18 protein-coding genes are annotated in these 18,045 nt (G+C 74.3%); 15 read left to right on the top strand and 3 right to left on the bottom strand.

Annotation, left to right across the window (positions count from 1 at the left end):
* Window positions 1–98: 98 nt before the first annotated feature.
* The 7 genes from K329_RS25415 to K329_RS0107765 all read left to right on the top strand — a co-directional run bounded on the left by K329_RS25415 (window position 99) and on the right by K329_RS0107765 (window position 7,920).
* On the top strand, window positions 99–1,055 hold the full coding sequence (locus K329_RS25415) for a DMT family transporter (RefSeq protein WP_084541097.1): 957 nt from the start codon (window positions 99–101) through the stop codon (window positions 1,053–1,055).
* Window positions 1,056–1,098: 43 nt separating this feature from the next.
* Complete coding sequence (locus K329_RS0107795) at window positions 1,099–1,836, top strand: GNAT family N-acetyltransferase (protein WP_052336540.1); 738 nt, start codon at window positions 1,099–1,101, stop codon at window positions 1,834–1,836.
* The gene (locus K329_RS0107790; RefSeq protein WP_028472596.1) at window positions 1,833–2,954 is read left to right on the top strand and encodes an LLM class flavin-dependent oxidoreductase; all 1,122 of its coding nucleotides are present in this window, start codon (window positions 1,833–1,835) and stop codon (window positions 2,952–2,954) included. The genes K329_RS0107795 and K329_RS0107790 overlap by 4 nt, the downstream gene beginning before the upstream one ends.
* Window positions 2,951–4,306 (top strand): LLM class flavin-dependent oxidoreductase, encoded by a 1,356-nt coding sequence (locus K329_RS0107785; protein ID WP_028472595.1) that lies wholly within the window; start codon window positions 2,951–2,953, stop codon window positions 4,304–4,306. Before K329_RS0107790 ends, K329_RS0107785 begins: the two co-directional genes overlap by 4 nt.
* Window positions 4,303–5,493 carry an LLM class flavin-dependent oxidoreductase gene (locus K329_RS0107780; RefSeq protein ID WP_028472594.1) on the top strand — a complete coding sequence of 397 codons (1,191 nt, stop codon included), beginning with the start codon at window positions 4,303–4,305 and terminating at the stop codon, window positions 5,491–5,493. The genes K329_RS0107785 and K329_RS0107780 overlap by 4 nt, the downstream gene beginning before the upstream one ends.
* 49 nt (window positions 5,494–5,542) lie before the next feature.
* On the top strand, window positions 5,543–7,084 hold the full coding sequence (locus K329_RS30230; RefSeq protein ID WP_084541096.1) for an ABC transporter substrate-binding protein/permease: 1,542 nt from the start codon (window positions 5,543–5,545) through the stop codon (window positions 7,082–7,084).
* Window positions 7,085–7,146: 62 nt separating this feature from the next.
* Window positions 7,147–7,920, top strand: a complete 774-nt coding sequence (locus tag K329_RS0107765) for an amino acid ABC transporter ATP-binding protein (RefSeq protein ID WP_052336625.1) — start codon at window positions 7,147–7,149, stop codon at window positions 7,918–7,920.
* 12 nt (window positions 7,921–7,932) lie between these two features.
* On the opposite strand, the gene K329_RS0107760 is transcribed toward K329_RS0107765, so the two are convergent.
* The 3 genes from K329_RS0107760 to K329_RS25405 are packed head-to-tail and all read right to left on the bottom strand — an operon-like array spanning window position 7,933 to window position 10,718.
* Window positions 7,933–8,253 (bottom strand): hypothetical protein, encoded by a 321-nt coding sequence (locus tag K329_RS0107760; protein ID WP_028472592.1) that lies wholly within the window; start codon window positions 8,251–8,253, stop codon window positions 7,933–7,935.
* A 52-nt stretch (window positions 8,254–8,305) separates the two neighbouring features.
* Window positions 8,306–9,055: a response regulator gene (locus K329_RS0107755; RefSeq protein ID WP_245596480.1), complete on the bottom strand. Its 750-nt coding sequence runs from the start codon at window positions 9,053–9,055 to the stop codon at window positions 8,306–8,308.
* On the bottom strand, window positions 9,042–10,718 hold the full coding sequence (locus K329_RS25405) for a sensor histidine kinase (protein WP_169721580.1): 1,677 nt from the start codon (window positions 10,716–10,718) through the stop codon (window positions 9,042–9,044). The genes K329_RS0107755 and K329_RS25405 overlap by 14 nt, the downstream gene beginning before the upstream one ends.
* A gap of 65 nt (window positions 10,719–10,783) precedes the next feature.
* On the opposite strand from K329_RS25405, the gene K329_RS0107745 reads away from it, so the two are divergent.
* The 8 genes from K329_RS0107745 to K329_RS25395 all read left to right on the top strand — a co-directional run bounded on the left by K329_RS0107745 (window position 10,784) and on the right by K329_RS25395 (window position 18,043).
* A complete protein-coding gene (locus K329_RS0107745; protein ID WP_028472590.1) occupies window positions 10,784–11,794 on the top strand; it encodes a Bug family tripartite tricarboxylate transporter substrate binding protein in 1,011 nt (336 codons plus the stop codon).
* The gene (locus tag K329_RS0107740; protein WP_245596479.1) at window positions 11,791–12,414 is read left to right on the top strand and encodes a tripartite tricarboxylate transporter TctB family protein; all 624 of its coding nucleotides are present in this window, start codon (window positions 11,791–11,793) and stop codon (window positions 12,412–12,414) included. The genes K329_RS0107745 and K329_RS0107740 overlap by 4 nt, the downstream gene beginning before the upstream one ends.
* A gap of 13 nt (window positions 12,415–12,427) precedes the next feature.
* Window positions 12,428–13,999: a tripartite tricarboxylate transporter permease gene (locus tag K329_RS25400; protein ID WP_052336538.1), complete on the top strand. Its 1,572-nt coding sequence runs from the start codon at window positions 12,428–12,430 to the stop codon at window positions 13,997–13,999.
* Window positions 13,996–14,394 carry a universal stress protein gene (locus K329_RS0107730; protein WP_028472588.1) on the top strand — a complete coding sequence of 133 codons (399 nt, stop codon included), beginning with the start codon at window positions 13,996–13,998 and terminating at the stop codon, window positions 14,392–14,394. The genes K329_RS25400 and K329_RS0107730 overlap by 4 nt, the downstream gene beginning before the upstream one ends.
* Window positions 14,395–14,589: 195 nt before the next feature.
* A complete protein-coding gene (locus K329_RS0107725) occupies window positions 14,590–14,982 on the top strand; it encodes a universal stress protein (protein WP_028472587.1) in 393 nt (130 codons plus the stop codon).
* A complete protein-coding gene (locus K329_RS0107720; protein ID WP_028472586.1) occupies window positions 14,979–15,980 on the top strand; it encodes a Bug family tripartite tricarboxylate transporter substrate binding protein in 1,002 nt (333 codons plus the stop codon). The genes K329_RS0107725 and K329_RS0107720 overlap by 4 nt, the downstream gene beginning before the upstream one ends.
* Window positions 15,977–16,495 (top strand): tripartite tricarboxylate transporter TctB family protein, encoded by a 519-nt coding sequence (locus K329_RS0107715; protein WP_028472585.1) that lies wholly within the window; start codon window positions 15,977–15,979, stop codon window positions 16,493–16,495. The genes K329_RS0107720 and K329_RS0107715 overlap by 4 nt, the downstream gene beginning before the upstream one ends.
* Before the next feature lie 3 nt (window positions 16,496–16,498).
* The gene (locus K329_RS25395; RefSeq protein ID WP_084541093.1) at window positions 16,499–18,043 is read left to right on the top strand and encodes a tripartite tricarboxylate transporter permease; all 1,545 of its coding nucleotides are present in this window, start codon (window positions 16,499–16,501) and stop codon (window positions 18,041–18,043) included.
* Window positions 18,044–18,045 lie beyond the last annotated feature (2 nt).

The following is an 18,045-nucleotide window of genomic DNA, read 5'->3' as shown; positions in this document are numbered from 1 at the left end:
AGTAGGGACCACCACCGACGGTGTAAACGGGGCTCACCCGTAGGGAGCCCGCGGCAATCCCGTCGCGTCGGCCCGGGCCGACGCCCTAGGCTCGCGCCGTGCACAGCCGGGCAGGTCTCCTCCAGGTCAGCGCCGCCGGCATCCTCTGGGGCACGGGCGGCCTCGGGGTGCACGTCGTGCACGACCGCGCCGGACTCTCGGCCGGGGCCGTCAGCGCCTGGCGGATGGGGCTGGCCGCCGTCGTGCTGCTCCTCGTCGTGGTCGTGCTCCGGCAGGCCCCCGCCGTCGTCGACCTGCTGCGCCGCCACCCCGTGCGGGCCGTCGCCGTCGGCGTCGCGACGGCCGCCTACCAGGGCCTCTACTTCGCGGCCGTCCTCGCGGTCGGGGTGGGCGTCGCCACCGTCGTCGCCCTGGGCCTGGCCCCCGTGATGGTCACCGTCGTCGAGTGCGTCACCGAGCGCCGGCCGCCCCGCGGGGGCGAGGTCGTGGCGCTGGCGGCGGCCCTCCTCGGCCTGGGGCTCGTCTCGTACGCCGGGGCCAGCGCCGGCACCGGTCCCGCCCCGCTGCTCGGCGTGGCCGCGGCCGTCGTCGCCGCGCTGGGGTACGCCGCCACCACCCTCGTCGGCCGGACCGTCAGCCGGGCGGCCTCCCCCCTCGCCCTCACCACCGTCGCCACCACCGTCGGGGCCCTCGCGCTCCTGCCCTTCGCCGCGGTCGACGTCGCCCGGGGCCTGCCGGTGGGCACGACCGACCCGGTCTCGATCGCCTGGCTCGCGTGGCTGGGCGTCGCCACGATGGCGCTCGCCTACGGGCTGCTCTACGCCGGCCTGCGCTCGACCTCGAGCAGCGCCGCCACCATCGCGACCCTCCTCGAGCCGGTGACGGCCGCCGTGCTGGCCGCCCTGCTGCTCGGCGAGCGGCTCGGCGTGGCCGGGGTGGCCGGCGGGGTGCTGATCCTCGCGGCCATCGCGGTGCACGCCCGGGCGACGCCGGCGGCGATCCCCACGGCGCTCCCCGCCGCCACCCCTCGGGCCGGGGAATCAGCAGTGCCCTGATCGACTTAGGTTGGGGACCGCACGACGACCTGAGGAGGCACACGTGACCGTCCCGCTCGACGAGATCCTCGACCCGACCGCCGGACCCGACCCCCTCGACAACGCGGTCTGGGCCTCGCTCACCGGCCCGGCCCACGCCGCGCTGGCCGTCGGTGGCGACCTCGCCCGCCGCTACCCCGCCGAGGTGTCGCCGTTCGCCGCCCTGCGCGACCACCGCGACCCGGCCTCCTGGGACGCGCTCGCCGGGCTGCTCGACCCCGGCGAGGCGATCGTGCTCTCCGCCCCCGGCCTCGAGGTGCCGCCCGACTGGCGCGTAGTCGAGACGATCCCCGGCGTGCAGATGGTCGCGACGCCGCGACTGGTCGATGCCCGCGACGAGGGCGACGCCCCGACGACCGTGCTCGACCCCGACGCCGACACCCCCGCGATGCTCGACCTCACCCGCCGCACGCGCCCCGGCCCGTTCCTGCGCCGCACCGCGACGATGGGCACCTACCTCGGCGTCCGGGGGCCCGACGGCGAGCTGGCCGCCATGGCCGGCGAGCGCCTGCACCCCGCCGGCTGGACCGAGATCAGCGCCGTCTGCACCGACCCGGCGCACGTCGGTCGTGGTCTGGCCTCGCGCCTCCTGCGCGACGTCGCCCGCGGGATCCGCGCGCGGGGCGAGGTGCCGTTCCTGCACACGGGCGCGCAGAACACCCGGGCGATCCGCCTCTACGAGCACCTCGGGTTCGAGCTGCGCACCCCGACGGTGTTCGTGCTCGTGGGAGCCCCCCGATGAGCGGGCCGGGGTTCCACCTCGCGCTCGGTCTCGACGGCGTCGGCTGGCACCCGGGCGCGGCGGCGCTGCTGCCGCAGGACGCGGCGCGGACGGCGCGGGCGTCGTACTGGTCGCCGCTCGTGCGCCGGGCGGAGGCGGCGGGGATCGACCTGGTCACCTGGGAGGACTCCTTCCGCCCGAGCCGCGGCACGTACGGCGTACCTGACGCCGTGCTGCTCGCCAGCGCCCTGGCTCCCGTCACCGAGCACATCGGGCTCGTGCCGACCGTCGTCGTCACGTCGACCGAGCCGTTCCACGTGGCCAAGGCGGTCGCGACCCTCGACCACGTGTCGCTGGGTCGGGCGGGCGTGCGGATCAAGGTCGACGCCCAGCACCGCGGGCCGCGGTTCGACGGGAGCCGGGACGTCTTCGCGGACGCCACCGACGTCGTCGAGGTGCTGGGCCGGCTGTGGGACAGCTGGGAGGACGACGCCGAGATCCGCGACGTCGCGACCGGCCGGTTCGTGGACCGCGACCGGCTGCACCACGTCGACTTCGTCGGCGAGGGGTTCTCGGTGAAGGGACCGCTCATCACGCCGCGACCGCCGCAGGGCAGGCCACCGGTCGTCGTGCTGGCCCACGACGAGCGCGCGTTCGCGCTCGCGGCCACCTCGGCCGACGTGGTGCTCGTGACGCCCGGCGGCCCGTTCCCGGGCGACGACGTGCCGGGCGCGCTGGCGCGGGTCCGGGCGGCCTCGGTCGCGGCGGGCCGCACGGGCGCGCCCCTCCGGGTGCTCGGCGAGGTGGCGTTCGTGCTCGGACGCACCACCGCCGACGCCCACGACCGGGCCGCCCGCCTCGAGGAGGCGGCCGGCCGGCCCTGGCGCAGCGACGCGCACCTGCACGTCGGGACCGCCCCCGAGCTGGCCGACCTCGTCACCTCCTGGGCCGACGCGGGCCTCGACGGGGTCCGCTTCCGACCCGCGACCCACACCGACGACGTCCGACGCCTGCTCGACGAGACCCTGCCGCTGCTCGCGGCACGCGGGTCGACGGCGCACGCCCCCGACCGCACGACCCTGCGGGACCGGCTCGGCCTCGAGCGGCCGGTCTCCCGCTACGCCGAGGAGGCGCCATGACCAGCGAGCCGGCGCCGCGGCAGGTGCGGCTGGGTGCCCACTTCCCGGGCGTCAACAACACGACCGTGTGGAGCGACCCGGCGTCGGGGAGCCACATCGCCTTCGACAGCTTCGTGCGGCTCGCGCAGACCGCCGAGCGGGCCTGCTTCGACTTCTTCTTCCTCGCCGAGGGGCTCCGGCTGCGGGAGAAGAAGGGCCGGATCCACGACCTCGACGTCGTCGGCCGGCCCGACACCCTGCCCGTGCTCGCCGCGCTGTCGGCGGTCACGGAGCACATCGGGCTCGTCGGCACCATGACGACGACCTTCAACGAGCCGGAGGAGCTGGCGCGCCAGCTCGCCAGCCTCGACCACCTCTCGGGCGGACGGGCGGGGTGGAACGCGGTCACCTCACCCGACGCGTTCACGGGCGCGAACTTCCGCCGCGGAGGCTTCCTCGCCCGCGAGGACCGCTACACGCGGGCGTCGGAGTTCGTCGCGCTCGTGCGCCGGCTCTGGACGTCGTGGCCCGACCGCGTCGTGCACGCCGGCCGACACTTCGACGTCGACGGACGGTTCGCGCTGCCCCGGAGCCCCCAGGGGCAGCCGGTGGTGCTGCAGGCCGGGGACTCCGACGACGGGCGCGGGTTCGGCGCCACCCACGCCGACGGCATCTTCACCCTGGCCCGCGACCTCGACGGCGCCCGCGCCTTCTCGGCCGACCTCAAGGCCCGCGCCGCCGCGGCGGGCCGCGACCCCGACCACCTGCTCATCCTCCCCGCCGCCACGTTCGCGCTCGGCGACACGGCGGCGGAGGCCGAGGTCCGGGCGGCGGAGATCCGCCGCCAGCAGGTGAGCGGGCAGACCGCGCAGCAGTTCCTGGAGCGCTACTGGAACCGCGACCTCTCGGCGTACGACCCCGACGGCCCCCTCCCCGACGTCGATCCGCTCCCCGAGCCCGAGGACCCGCTGCTGTTCCAGGGCCAGGTGCGCCCCACGGGCGACGTGGCGGGCCAGGTGCGCCAGTGGAGGGACCTGGCCGACGAGAAGGACCTCTCCCTGCGCGACCTCGTGGTCGAGGTGAGCGCCCGCCAGACCTTCGTCGGCACGCCCGCCGACGTGGCCGACCAGATCGACCACCGGGTGCAGACCGGGGCGGCCGACGGCTTCATCCTGGTGCCCCACCTCACCCCCGGCGGGCTCGACGACTTCGCCACCCACGTGGTCCCGCTGCTGCAGGCCAAGGGGGTGCTGCGCACGTCGTACGGCGGGGCGACGCTGCGCGAGAACCTCGGCCTCCCGGCCGTGGCGCCGGACCCGCCGAGCCCCACCGACCCGCCCAGCCCGTCCTCGACCGCCCGGAGGCCCGCATGACCGCCCACCTCAGCGTCCTCGACCTGCTGCCCCGCGTCAGCGGCGACGACCAGCCGACCGCCCTCGCGCACGCGGTCGACCTCGCCCGCGCCGCCGAGGCCGCGGGCTACCGACGTCTCTGGTACGCCGAGCACCACCTCAACCCCGGCCTCCTCGGGGTCTCCCCCGCCGTCGTGGTCGCCCTCGTGGGCGGAGCGACGACGACGATCCGCCTCGGGTCGGCGGGCGTGCAGTTCGGCCACCGGACCCCGCTCGCGACCGTCGAGGAGTTCGGCCTGCTCGACGCGGCGTTCCCGGGCCGCATCGACCTCGGCATCGGACGGTCGCCGTCGCGCCCGGCGCCGGACGCCTCGAGCACGACCGGTGCGGCTGCAGGCGGCGGCCAGGGTGCCGCTGCCTCCTTCCTCGCCGCCCGGGCGCAGGCCTCGGCGGCGGCGCACGCCGAGGACACCCACGCGCCCAACGGCCTGCTCCTGCCGGCGCAGTTCGACCCGTCGTCGGGCGGTGGCGGTGCCCGGCTCGGCGACACCCTCGACCTCCTCCAGCAGCCCGGCGCCTGGGCCCCCGACTACGACGAGCAGATCGCAGAGGTGCAAGTGCTGCTCCGGGGCGAGCACCACGGCGCGGACGGCCGCGAGCTGCCCGCCGTTCCCGGTCGGGGGGCCGACGTCGAGATCTGGGTGCTCGGGGCCTCCGCGGGCCGCAGCGCCGCCGTCGCCGGGGCCCGCGGGCTGCCGTTCGTGGCCAGCTACCACCACTCCCCCAGCACGGTGCTCGACGCGGTCGACGCCTACCGCGCGGCGTTCGTGCCGTCGGCAGCGCTGGCCGAGCCGTACGTCGCGGTCTCCGTCGACGCTGTCGCCGCGCCGACCACCGAGGAGGCCCGGCACCTGGCGTCCGGCCACGCCCACTGGGTGCGCAGCATCCGGGCCGGCGAGGGCGCGATCCCCTACCCCTCCGCCGACGAGGCCGCGGCCCTGCCGTGGACCGACGCCGACGACGCGCTCGTCGACGACCGGGTGCGCACCCAGCTCGTCGGCGACCCCGGCGAGGTGGCCGACCGGCTCGCCCAGGTGGCGGAGGCGGCGGGCGCCGCGGAGCTCGCGATCACGACCATCACGCACGCCCACGACGCGAGGGTGCGATCGTACGAGCTCATCGCGCAGGAGTGGGCGCGTCGTGCCTGAGGCACGACACCCCGGTCCCGCCACCCGCACGAGCACCCCAGGAGCGACCATGCGTCGTACCGCAGCCGCCCTCCTCGGGGCCCTGCTCGCCACCCTCGTGATCGCCGGGGCGGTGCTCGGCCTCGCGGGTCCGTCCCCGACCCAGGCGGCGACCCAGGCCGCGACCCAGGCCGCGACCCAGGCAGCGTCGGGGCAGGACGAGGACCGCCGCGTCGTCCGCGTCGGCACCGAGGGCACCTACCCGCCGTTCACCTACCGCGAGGGCAGCGGGGAGGACGACCTCACGGGCTACGACATCGACGTGATCGAGGCGGTCGCCGACGAGGCCGGGTGGGACCTGGAGTTCGTCGAGTCGCAGTTCGACGCCATCTTCGCGGCGCTCGACTCCGGACGCATCGACGTGATCGCCAACCAGATCTCGTTCAACCCGGAGCGCGACGCCCGCTACGCGCTGTCGGAGCCGTACACCTACTCGCAGGGCGTGATCGTCACGCGCAGCGACGACGACTCGATCACGTCGCTCGACGACCTCGAGGGCGTCACCACGGCCCAGTCGTCGACGAGCAACTGGGCCGAGATCGCCCGCGAGGCGGGAGCCGACGTGCAGACGGTCGAGGGCTTCGCCCCGGCCGCCGAGCTGCTCGCCCAGGGCCGGGTCGACGCGATCGTCAACGACAACATCGCGGTGCTCGACTACCTCAACACCTCCGGCTCCGACGAGATCAAGATCGCCGGCGAGGCCGGCGACGAGGGCAGCGAGCAGGTGCTCGCGTTCCGCAAGGAGGACCAGGCCCTCGCCGAGGAGGCGAACGCCGCGCTCGACGCCCTGCGGGAGGACGGCACCCTCGCCGAGATCTCGGAGAGCTACTTCCGCGCCGACGTCTCGGTGCCCGACGGCGGCGACGCGGACCTCAGCGGCGGCCGCGAGGGCCGCACCACGTGGGAGGCGGTCCAGGACACCGCCTGGCCGATGTTCGTCGCGATGGTCAAGATCACGATCCCGCTCACCGTGGTGAGCTTCGCGATCGGGCTGGTGCTCGCGGTGGCCGTCGCCCTCGCCCGGATCTCCCGCTCCCGCGTGCTCGCGGGCCTCGCTCGCGCGTTCGTCTCGATCATCCGCGGCACCCCGCTGCTCGTGCAGCTGTTCATCGTCTTCTTCGGCCTGGGCCAGATCGGGATCCGGCTCGACCCGTTCGTGGCGGCCACGATCGCGCTCAGCCTCAACGTGGCCGGGTACGCCTCCGAGGTCGTCCGCTCGGCCATCCTGTCGGTGCCGAAGGGGCAGTTCGAGGCCGCCACGACGATCGGCCTCGACTACCGCCAGACCCTGCGACGCATCGTCTTCCCGCAGGCCGCGCGCACCGCCGTACCCCCGCTGTCGAACACGCTGCTGTCGCTGACGAAGGACACGTCGCTGGCCTCGACGGTGCTGCTCACCGAGCTGTTCCGCGTCGCGCAGGTCTCCGCCGGGGCGAACGGCCAGTACCTCGCGCTCTACAGCGTCGCCGCGGTCTACTACTGGGTGCTCTGCACGATCCTCTCCGTGGCGCAGACGCGGCTGGAGAAGCGGCTCGACAGGTACGTCGCGTGAGCGCCGACCGCGACTCGCCCGGCCCCACCCCGCCCCACGCCGACCCGACGAAGGAGACCCCCTTGGCCGCAGACGAGACGCCCCGCATCCGGGTCGAGGGCCTCACCAAGGCGTTCGGCGACAACCGGGTGCTGAAGGGCATCGACCTCACCGCCGCGGCGGGCACGTCGACGGTCGTGATCGGGCCGTCGGGCTCCGGCAAGACGACGGTGCTGCGCTCGCTGAACGTGCTCGACCAGCCCGACGCCGGCCTGGTCGCGATCGACGACGTGGCGATTGACTTCGCGACGCTGCCGCCGGGTCGGGCCGGTCGTGCCCAGGTCGCGCGCCTGCGTGCCCAGAGCGGGATGGTCTTCCAGTCCCACCACCTGTTCCCGCACAAGTCGGTGCTGGAGAACGTCATCGAGGGCCCGGTCGTCGCGCAGGGCCGCCCCCGCGAGGAGGCCGTCGCCGACGCCCGGCAGCTGCTGGCCCAGGTCGGTCTGACCGACAAGGAGGACGAGCACCCGTTCCAGCTCTCCGGCGGTCAGCAGCAGCGGGTGGGCATCGCCCGGGCGTTGGCGCTCAAGCCGCAGGTGGTGCTCTTCGACGAGCCGACGTCGGCCCTCGACCCCGAGCTGGTCGGCGAGGTGCTCGCCGTGATCCGCGACCTCGCCGAGCAGGGCTGGACCACCGTGATCGTGACCCACGAGATCCGCTTCGCGGAGCAGGTGGCCGACCAGGTGCTGTTCCTCGACGGCGGCGTGATCGTCGAGCGTGGCCCGGCCGCGCAGGTCATCGGTGACCCGCAGGTCGAGCGGACGCAGCAGTTCCTGCAGCGGATCCTGGCGCCGTAGGAGCGACGGAGGTCAGCCGCCAGTGCCGCCACGCAGCTGCGTGGTCGCGGCGGGGTGCTCCTCGTGCCGCGACACCCGCTGGCCGTCGACGACGGCCTCGCGGTCGCCGTACGTCGAGAAGTGCACCCGCGAGTGCCGGCGGCCCACCTGGCGCCAGACGACGACGCCGGCGACGACCGTGACGGCGAGGGCGATCGCGAGCTCCAGGTCGCCGAGCGTGGCGACCTGCGCCAGGCCCAGGACGGCGAGCGCGACCACCGCCGCCACGGCGAGCACGGCGCCCACCTGCTTGACGTACAGACCACCCGAGGTGCTGAAGAACGGTCGGCTCATGGCTGCCTCCCCCGATAGAGTCCCCCGACCGTAGCCGACCCGGCGGGCCCGGTCAGCCCCTCGCGCGCCGGTACAGCCGCTGCGGGCGACCGGCGCCGCCGTACTGCAACCGCACCGCGGCCTCCCCCGTCTCGGCGAAGTGCTCGAGGTAGCGCCGCGCGCTGACGCGCGAGATGCCCATGCTCTCGGCGCAGTCGGCGGCGGAGATCTCGGCCACGGGGTCGAGCTGGGTGAGCACGCCGGCGGCGGTCTCGGCGGAGAGTCCCTTGGGCAGCACGACGCGGGCGCCGGTGGTGGGCGCGAACACGGCGTCGATGGCCTCCTGGGTGGCGCGCGGCTCCGACCGGCCGGCGCCCGCGGCGGCGGGCTCGAGCGCGGCGACCCCCTCCAGCGCCTCGAGGTTGCGGCGGAAGACCTCGAGGCGGCTGACCAGGTCGTCGCGGTCGAAGGGCTTCACCAGGTAGTGGGCGGCCCCGGCGGCCGCGGCCGCGCGCACCGTGTCGGCCTCGCGCGCGGCGGTGACCATGATGACGCCGGTCTCGTCGCCGTCGCCGCGCAGGCGCCGCAGCACCTCGATGCCGCTGAGGTCCGGCAGGTGCACGTCGAGCAGCACCAGGTCGGGGGCCAGCCGCGCGATCTCGGTGAGCGCGGTCGCGCCGGTCGCCGCCACCCCCACGGGCACGAAGCCGGGCACGGCCTCGACGAACCGGCTGTGGATCGAGGCGACCATGAAGTCGTCGTCGACGACGAGCACGCGCAGGTCGGGCCCGCGTGCGCCGTCGCCGGGGTCAGGCGCCGACACCGGGCACCTCCGTGCGCTGCCGGTCGCCCGGCAGCCTCGCCGCGAACACCGCGCCGGCCTCCTCGTTCTCGTCCACCGTCACCTCACCGCCCCGACGCTGGCAGACCTGCTGCACGAGCGCCAGCCCCACGCCCCGACCGCCCGTGCCGGCCGGCTTCGTCGACCAGCCGCGCTCGAAGATCCGGGCCCGGTCCTCCTCCGGGACTCCCACGCCCGTGTCGGCCACCTCGACCCACGCCGCGTCGTCGGCGTGCCACAACCGCACGCGTACGGCGCCGTGGCCACCCCCGGTGCTGCCCGCGGCGCCCGCCACGGCGTCCACCGCGTTGTCGACGAGGTTGCCCAGCACCGTGCCGACGTCCGCCGCCAGGTCGGGGTCGAGCCGCGGCAGCACGTCGTCGCCGACGAGGTCGATCGCGAGCCCGCGCTCGGCGGCGAGGCTCGCCTTCGCCACCAGGAGGGCGGCGACCTGCGGGTCCTCGACGCGCGCGCGGATGCCGTCGCTGATCTCGGCCTGCCGACGCACGATCGTACCGATCGCGCCCGCGGCCTCGTCGTACTCGCCCAGCTGCAGCAGCCCGGAGATGGTGTGCAGGCGGTTGGCGAACTCGTGGGTCTGCGCGCGCAGGGTCTCGGTGACCGACTCGCGGTTGCGCAGCTCGCTGCGCAGGGCCAGCAGCTCGGTGTGGTCGCGCAGCGTCACGACGACGCCACCGGTGCGCCCCGGCTCCCGCACGCGCGTGCGGTTGACGACGAGCACCCGGGCGCCGACGACGAGCACCGCGTCCCGGATCTCCGGGGCCCGGTCCTCACGGCCCCGGGTCGTGTCGGCGGCCAGGACGGCGGCCACCTCCGGCGGCAGGTCGACCTCGGCGAGGAGCGTGCCCGGCCCGACCCGCTCGCTCAGGTCGAGCAGCTCCCGGGCGGTGTCGTTGACGACGGTGAGGCGGCCGTCGTCGCCCACGGCCACGAGGCCCTCGCGCAGGGAGTGCAGCAGCGCCTCGCGCTGGTCGGCGAGGGCGGCGATCTCCGCGGGCTCGAGGCCGCGCGTGCGGCGCCGGATGAGCCGCGACAGCATCCACGACCCCGCCCCGCCGAGCGCGAGGCCCAGCCCGAGGAACACCCCGAGGTCGGGCACGGCGCTCTCGACCTGGGCCGCGAAGGAGGGGTAGGTCTCGGCGAGCATCACGGTGCCGATGAGGGTGCCGTCGTCGGCGAGCACCGGCACGAGGGCCGCCACCGACTCGCGGTCGCGCACGTTGACGTCGCCCACCCAGCTGCGGCGCTCCAGCACGGAGCCGTCGCCGAGGTCGAGCTGGTCGCCCTCCAGGGTCGGGTCGGTGGCCGTGACGATCCGTCCGGTCGCGTCGGTGAGGTAGACGGCGTCGGCGCCGAGGCGCACGCGGGTGTCGTCGGCGTACGCCGTCAGCGGCTGGATCGGCGGGTTCGCGCGCGCGAGGCCCTCCCGGACCCCGTCGGTGCCGGCCAGGGCCTCCGCCGCGAGGCGCAGACGGGAGCCCCGCTCGTCGCGGAAGGAGGTGTCGGCCTGCTGCAGCGTGACGAAGCCGGCGACCAGGAGCACGACGAGCAGGACGCTCAGCTGCAGCACCAGGAACTGGCCCGCGAGCGTCATCCGGGCGCCCGGCGCCGTACGTGACCGCAAGTTACACAACCTCCTTTGCGACCCTAAGCGTGACGCAGCCCACATCCATGGTGAGCATTCCCCACATGAAGGTCCCACAGCCCCGCAGGTCCGCGCGCCGTCGCGCGACCCTAGCCCTCGCCGCCGCGACGACCCTCGTCGCGGCGCTCGCGGGCTGCGGCGTCACGCGCGGCGACGCCAGCAACGATTTCACGGTCTACATCCCCAACAGCCCCGGGGGTGGGTACGACCAGACGGGCCGCGCAGCGGTCTCGGCCATGGAGCGCAACGACCTCACGGGCGGCGACTTCGAGATCAGCAACATCATCGGCGCCGGTGGCTCCGTGGCGATGTCGCGCCTCATGAACGCCGAGGGCGACGAGCACCTCATGCTCTACATGGGTCTCGGCGTCGTCGGCTCGCTCTACTCCAACGGCAACGACTACCGCCCGCAGGACGCCACCCCGATCGCCAAGCTGATCGAGGACCAGGAGGGCGTGCTCGTGCCCGCCGACTCGCCGTTCGAGACGTTCGAGGACTTCCTCGCCGCGTGGCGCGCCGACCCCGGCTCCGTGGTCGTCGGCGGCGGCTCGTCGGTGGGCGGCCCCGACCACCTCTTCCCGATGCTGCTCGCGCAGGCGGCCGGCATCGACCCGCGCGAGGTCCGCTACGTCGTGTACGACGGCGGCGGCCCGCTCACGAGCGCCCTGCTCGGCAACAAGATCCAGGTCGGCTTCTCCGGCCTCGGCGAGTTCGAGGGCCAGATCGCCTCGGGCGAGCTGCGGGCGCTGGCCGTCTCCGGCGAGGAGCGCCTCGAGACCGAGACGCTCGCCGACGTGCCCACCGTCACCGAGGGCGGCGTCGACCTGGTCTTCAACAACTGGCGCGGCGTGCTCGCCCCGCCCGGCATCTCCGAGGAGCGCCAGGACGAGCTGATCGCCCTGGTCGAGGAGATGCACGCGACCGACGAGTGGCAGCAGGCGATGGCCGACAACGGCTGGATCGACGCCCTGCAGACCGGCGACGAGTTCGGCGAGTTCCTCGCCAGCGAGGACGCCCGGGTCGCCGACACCCTCGACGAGCTGGGGCTGCGATGAGCACCCCCGACCGACCTCCCACCACCCCCGTCACCACCCCCGCCGGCACCCCGGCCAGCACGCAGACAGGCGACCAGATGACCGTCGACACCTCGCCCCCGGACGGGGCCACCCCACCGGGGACGGCGCAGCCCGAGGCCCCCGAACGCGACCTCGCGCAGCTCGGCCTCGCCGCCCTGCTCGTCGTCGTCGGCGTCTACACCGTGTACGACGCCAGCACCCTCACCGTCGGCTTCGCCGACCCCGTCGGCCCGAAGGCGTTCCCCTACGTCATCGGCACCGTCATGACCCTGCTCGGCGCGCTCCTCGCCGTGGCCGCGCTGCGCGGCGACGTGCCGGAGCCGGACTCGGGCGAGGACATCGACCTCTCGCAGAAGTCCGACTGGCTCACGGTCGCCAAGCTCGTCGGCGTGCTGGTCTTCACCATCGCGACCGTCGACTTCCTCGGCTGGGCCATCACCGGCGCCGTCCTGTTCGCCGGCGCCACCTGGTCGCTCGGCAGCAAGACCCCGGTGCGCGACGTCCTCATCGGCGTCGTGCTCTCGGTCGGCAGCTGGTACGCGTTCCACGTCGGCCTGGGGATCCCCCTGACGCCCGGCATCCTCGACGGAATCCTCTGAGGGGGGCGGACAGATGGAGAGTCTGGAGCTCCTCGCCGGCGGCCTCGCGACCGCCGTCACCCCCGAGAACCTCATGTGGGCCGCGATCGGCGTGCTGCTCGGCACGTTCGTCGGCGTCCTCCCCGGCATCGGCCCCGCCATGGCCGTGGCCCTGCTGCTGCCCGTCACGTTCGGCCTCGAGCCGACGCAGGCGTTCATCATGTTCGCCGGCATCTACTACGGCGGCATGTACGGCGGGTCGACCACCTCGATCCTGCTGAACACACCCGGTGAGTCCGCGTCGGTGATGACGGCGCTCGAGGGCAACAAGATGGCGAAGAAGGGGCGGGCCGCCCAGGCGCTCGCCACCGCCGCCATCGGGTCCTTCATCGCCGGCACCATCGGCACGATGCTCGTCGTCTTCTTCGCCCCCGCCCTCGCCGGCGTGGCCGTCGAGGTGGGCGCCCCGTCGTACCTCGCGATCATGCTCATGGCGATGGTGCTCGTCACCAGCGTGCTCGGCTCCTCGCGGCTGCGCGGCTTCATCGCGCTGTTCCTCGGCCTCACGATCGGGCTCGTCGGGCTCGACCTCAACACGGGCCAGCCGCGCCTGTCGTTCGACCAGCCCCTGCTGGCCGACCGCATCGACATCGTGGTGGTCGCCGTCGGCATCTTCGCCCTCGGCGAGGCCCTCTGGGTCGCGGCGCACCTGCGTCGCCGTCCGCTCGCCGTCATCCCCGTCGGTCGCCCGTGGATGGGCAAGGCCGACTGGAGCCGGTCGTGGAAGCCGTGGCTGCGCGGCACCGCCCTCGGCTTCCCGTTCGGCGCCGTGCCGGCCGGTGGCGCCGAGACGCCGACGTTCCTCTCCTACGTGCTCGAGAAGCGCCTGGCGAAGAAGGGCCACGAGTTCGGCCACGGCGCCATCGAGGGCGTCGCGGGTCCGGAGGCGGCCAACAACGCCTCGGCCGCCGGCACCTTCGTGCCGCTGCTCGCGCTCGGCCTGCCGGTCACCGCGACGGCGACGATCATGCTCGCCGCGCTCCAGGGCTACGGCATCCAGCCCGGCCCGCAGCTGATGACCGAGCACGCCGACCTCGTGTGGACCCTGCTCGCCAGCCTGCTCATCGGCAACACCCTGCTGCTCGTGCTCAACCTGCCGCTCGCGCCGCTGTGGGCGAAGCTGCTCCGGATCCCGCGCCCGTACCTCTACGCCGGCATCCTGTTCTTCGCCTCGCTGGGCGCCTACACGGCGAACCAGCAGCCGTTCGACCTGTTCCTGCTCCTCGTCTTCGGCCTGCTCGGCCTGCTGATGCGTCGCTTCGGGCTGCCGGTGCTGCCGCTCATCCTGGGCGTCATCCTCGGCCCCCTCATGGAGACGAAGATGCGGGAGGCGCTCGCCATCTCGGACGGCGACGTCGCCGGCCTGGTCAACGAGCCCGTCGCGATCGTCGTCTACGTGATCATCGCCCTCCTGGTCGTCGTCCCGCTGGTGCTCGCCCGGGTCCGCCCGCCGCGCAAGCCCACCGAGATCGCGGCCGAGCTGAACGACGACGACACCACCTCCGGACCCACCTCCGGCCCGACCTCGAAGGAGACCGTGCGATGAGCACGACCGACACCGTCCTGATCGCCTACACCCCCGACGACTTCGGACAGGCCGCGCTCGCGCACGGCATCGCCGAGGCCACCCGCCGCTCGGCACGGATCGTCGCCGTCAACGCGACCCGCGGCGACGCGTACGTCGACGAGCGCCACGCCGACGACGACCGCGTGGCCACCCTCGAGGAGGAGCTGACCGCCTCGGGCCTCGAGTTCGTCGTACGACGCCCGATCGCCGCCGACGTGGCCGAGGCCGTCGTCGAGGCGGCCGACGAGGAGAGCGCGGACGTCATCGTCATCGGCCTGCGACGCCGTTCGCCGGTCGGCAAGCTGGTCATGGGGAGCGTTGCCCAGCGCGTGCTGCTGGGCGCCGGCTGCCCGGTGCTGGCGGTCAAGCCGTAGTCCCAGGTCACAGCGTCATCCACCCCGAGCGGGGCCCGGTCGGACCGGGCCCCGCTCGTGGTGCGTCCCCGCCCTGACCACAACTTTCTCTTCGTCCGTTGTGTCGCCAAGGGTGACGCCCGCCACCGGCTCCGTGACCGTGGCCACACACCGGGCGCCGCGCGCGCCCTTCGCACCACGTCACGAAGGAGCTCGATGACCGTCGTCCTCGCCCACACCCCGGCGCCGTCCGCAGGGGCCGCGTTCGCCTCCGCTCTCGACCAGGCGCGGCTGCGTGGGACCGACCTGGTCGTGCTCAACGTGTCGTCGAACGACAGCCTGGCCGATCCCCACCACGTCTCCGACGAGGCGCTGGCGCCCCTGCTCGCCGCCGCGACGCAGGCCGGCGTGGACGCGCGCGTCGAGCGGGTGGTGGCGGGCGACGCCGTCGACGCGGTGCTCTCGACCCTCGAGCGGCTCGATGCCGACCTCGTCGTGCTCGGCATCCGCCACCGCTCCCCCGTCGGCAAGCTGCTGATGGGCAGCACGGCCCAGCGGATCCTGCTCGCGGCCCACTGCGACGTGCTCGCCGTCAAGGCCAAGCCGTGATCGGCGACAAGGGCCTGCTCGCCGCGGGGGTCGGTCTCGTGCTCGCCGCCACGACCGGCTTCTTCGCCGTGCAGGACGCCCGTGGCGACGAGGGCGGCGCCCAGGCCCGCTCGGCCGTCACGATGATCGCGCCCGCGGCCGCCGGCGGTGGCTGGGACCTCACGGCCCGCGAGTTCCAGCAGGCCACGCGCACCGAGGGCATCGTCAACAACATGCAGGTCGTCAACGTGCCCGGCGCCGGCGGCACCATCGGGCTGAGCCAGCTCGTGCGGTTCGACGGCGACGCGACCACGCTGATGATGACCGGCGCCGCCATGGTCGGCGGGGTCGAGATGGGCGGCGGCTCGAGCCGCATCTCCGACGTCACCCCGATCGCCCGGCTCGCCGACGACTTCGAGGTCATCGCCGTTCCGGAGGACTCGCCCTGGCAGACGCTCGAGGACTTCGTCGAGGCCTGGGTGGCCGACCCGGGCCTCCCGGTCGGCGGCGGCTCGGCCGGCTCGGTCGACCACCTGGTGGCCGGTCAGCTGGCGCGGGCCGCGGGCATCGACCCGGGCGACCTGCAGTACACGCCGCACGCCGGCGGCGGCGACCTCACGCTCTCCCTGCTCTCCAACGCGAGCGGGACCGTGCCGGTCGGCATCAGCGGCTACAACGACTTCCGCGACCTGATCGAGGGCGGACGCCTGCGCGCCCTCGCCGTCGTCTCGCCCGAGCCCCTCGACGGCGTCGACGCCCCGACCGTCCAGGAGGCGGGCTACGACGGCGTCGACCTCGTCAACTGGCGCGGCGTGCTCGCGCCACCGGGCATCACCGACGAGGAGCGCGACGAGCTCCTCGCCATCACCGAGGAGATGCGGGAGACGGACTCGTGGGGCGAGGCTGTCGACCGCAACCGCTGGGAGGAGAGCTTCATGGGCCCCGACGAGTTCGCCGCCTTCATCGCCGTCGAGGAGGAGCGCACGAACGCGCTCCTGGTCGAGCTGGGGATCCTGTGAGCGCCCCGACCGCCGCCGGTGAGGGAACGCGTCGTACGACGCCGATCGCCGGCCGCGGCGAGATCGTCGTCGCCGGGCTGCTGCTCGTGCTGGCCGGCGTGCTGGTGCACGGCAACCTCACGATGGACGTCGTCGGCGACGGCGGCCTGCTCGGCCCGCAGGGTGCCGGCTGGCTCGTCGCCGTGCTCGCCGTCCTGGTCGCGCTGGGGCTGGTGCGCAGCGCGCTCGCGAAGCCCGCGCCGGCCCGCGAGGCCGCGGCCGCGGTCTCGGCCGACACCAACTGGCGGGCCGTGCTGACGGTCTTCGGCGGTCTGCTCGCCTTCACCGCCCTCATCGAGACCGTGGGCTGGCTGATCATGGCCACCGTCATGTTCGCGACCGTGGCCACCGGCCTCGGCAACCGCAACCTCCTGCGCAACGTGACGGTCGGGTTCATCCTCGCCTCGGTCGTGCAGATCACCTTCAGCGGCATGCTCGGTCTCGCGCTGCCCTCCGGACTCCTCGGAAGGGGCTGACCCGTGGACCAGCTCTCCAGCCTCGCCGGCGGTTTCGGCGACGTCCTCACGCCGATGAACCTGATGTGGGTGCTCATCGGTGCGTTCCTCGGCACCGCGGTCGGCGTCATGCCCGGCCTCGGCTCCGCGATGGCGGTGGCCCTGCTGCTGCCGATGACCTTCACGCTCGACCCGCTCGCCGCGCTCATCATGTTCTCCGGCATCTACTTCGGCGGGCTGTTCGGCGACTCGACCGCCGGCATCCTCATGAACACCCCCGGCAACAGCACCGCGATCGCCACGACGTTCGAGGGCCACAAGATGGCCCGCGGCGGCCGGGCGCCCCAGGCGCTCGCAACCTCGGCGATCGGCGCGTTCATCGGCTCGATCCTCGCGACCACGCTCGTGGTGTTCTTCGCCCCGACCATGGCCGACCTGGCCACCAGCTTCGGGCCGGGCGAGTACTTCGCGCTCGCCCTGTTCGCGTTCGTGGCGATCTCGACGGTGGTCTCGGAGTCCCCGCTGCGCGGCCTCGCCGCCCTCACCTTCGGCCTGGCGTTCGCGCTCGTCGGGGTCGACCAGTCGACCGGTACGGCGCGCTACACCTTCGAGGTGCCCGCCCTCTTCGACGGCATCAGCATCGTCGTCATCACCGTGGCGGTCCTCGCCGTGGGCGAGGTGCTGCACGTGGCCGGGCGCCACGGGCGCGCCGGCGGCACCGAGCTCATCCCGTCGAGGGGCCGGCCGTGGCTCTCCGGCGGCGAGTTCCGCCGGGCCCTGCCGGCCTGGCTGCGCGGGGCGAGCATCGGCGTGCCGTTCGGCATCATCCCGGCCGGTGGCGCCGAGGTGCCGACGTTCCTCTCGTACACGACCGAGAAGCAGCTCGACAAGCGTCGCGACGAGCCCGAGTTCGGCACCGGCGCCATCGAGGGCGTCGCCGGACCGGAGGCCGCGGGCAACGCGACCGCCGGCTCCGCCATGGGGGCGCTCCTCGCGCTCGGTCTGCCGACCTCGGCCACCGCCGCGCTGCTGCTGGCCACGTTCCAGCAGTACGGCATGCAGCCGGGCCCGCTGCTGTTCGAGCGCAACGGCGAGATCGTCTGGGCCCTGCTCGCGGCGCTGTTCCTCGCCGCGATCGTGCTGCTGATCCTCAACCTGCCGTTCGCGCCGCTGTGGGCGAAGCTGCTGATGCTGCCGCAGTCCTACCTGTACGCCGGGATCACGGTGTTCGCCAGCCTCGGCGTCTACGCGACGGGCGCCAGCCAGACCGACCTGGTGCTCATGTGCGCGCTCGGCCTGCTCGCGTTCGTGATGCGGCGCAACGACGTGCCGCTCGCTCCGGTGCTCATCGCGGTGATCCTCGGCCCGCTGGCCGAGTACTCGCTGCGCGACGCCATGGCCAACTCCGGCAACGACCCCGTCACGCTGGTCAGCAGCCCGATCACCATCGGGCTCTACACGCTGCTGGCGCTCGGCATCGCCTGGACCGTCTACCGCCGCCTGCGTCCGCCGGCCCCGCCGGAGGCCGTCGCCGCCGAGCAGCAGGAGCGCGTCGGCTCCGACCGCTGAGC

The organism is Nocardioides alkalitolerans DSM 16699 (assembly GCF_000426525.1).
Taxonomy (GTDB): Bacteria; Actinomycetota; Actinomycetes; order Propionibacteriales; family Nocardioidaceae; genus Nocardioides; species Nocardioides alkalitolerans.
This window is presented reverse-complemented; position numbering and strand designations above follow the sequence as displayed.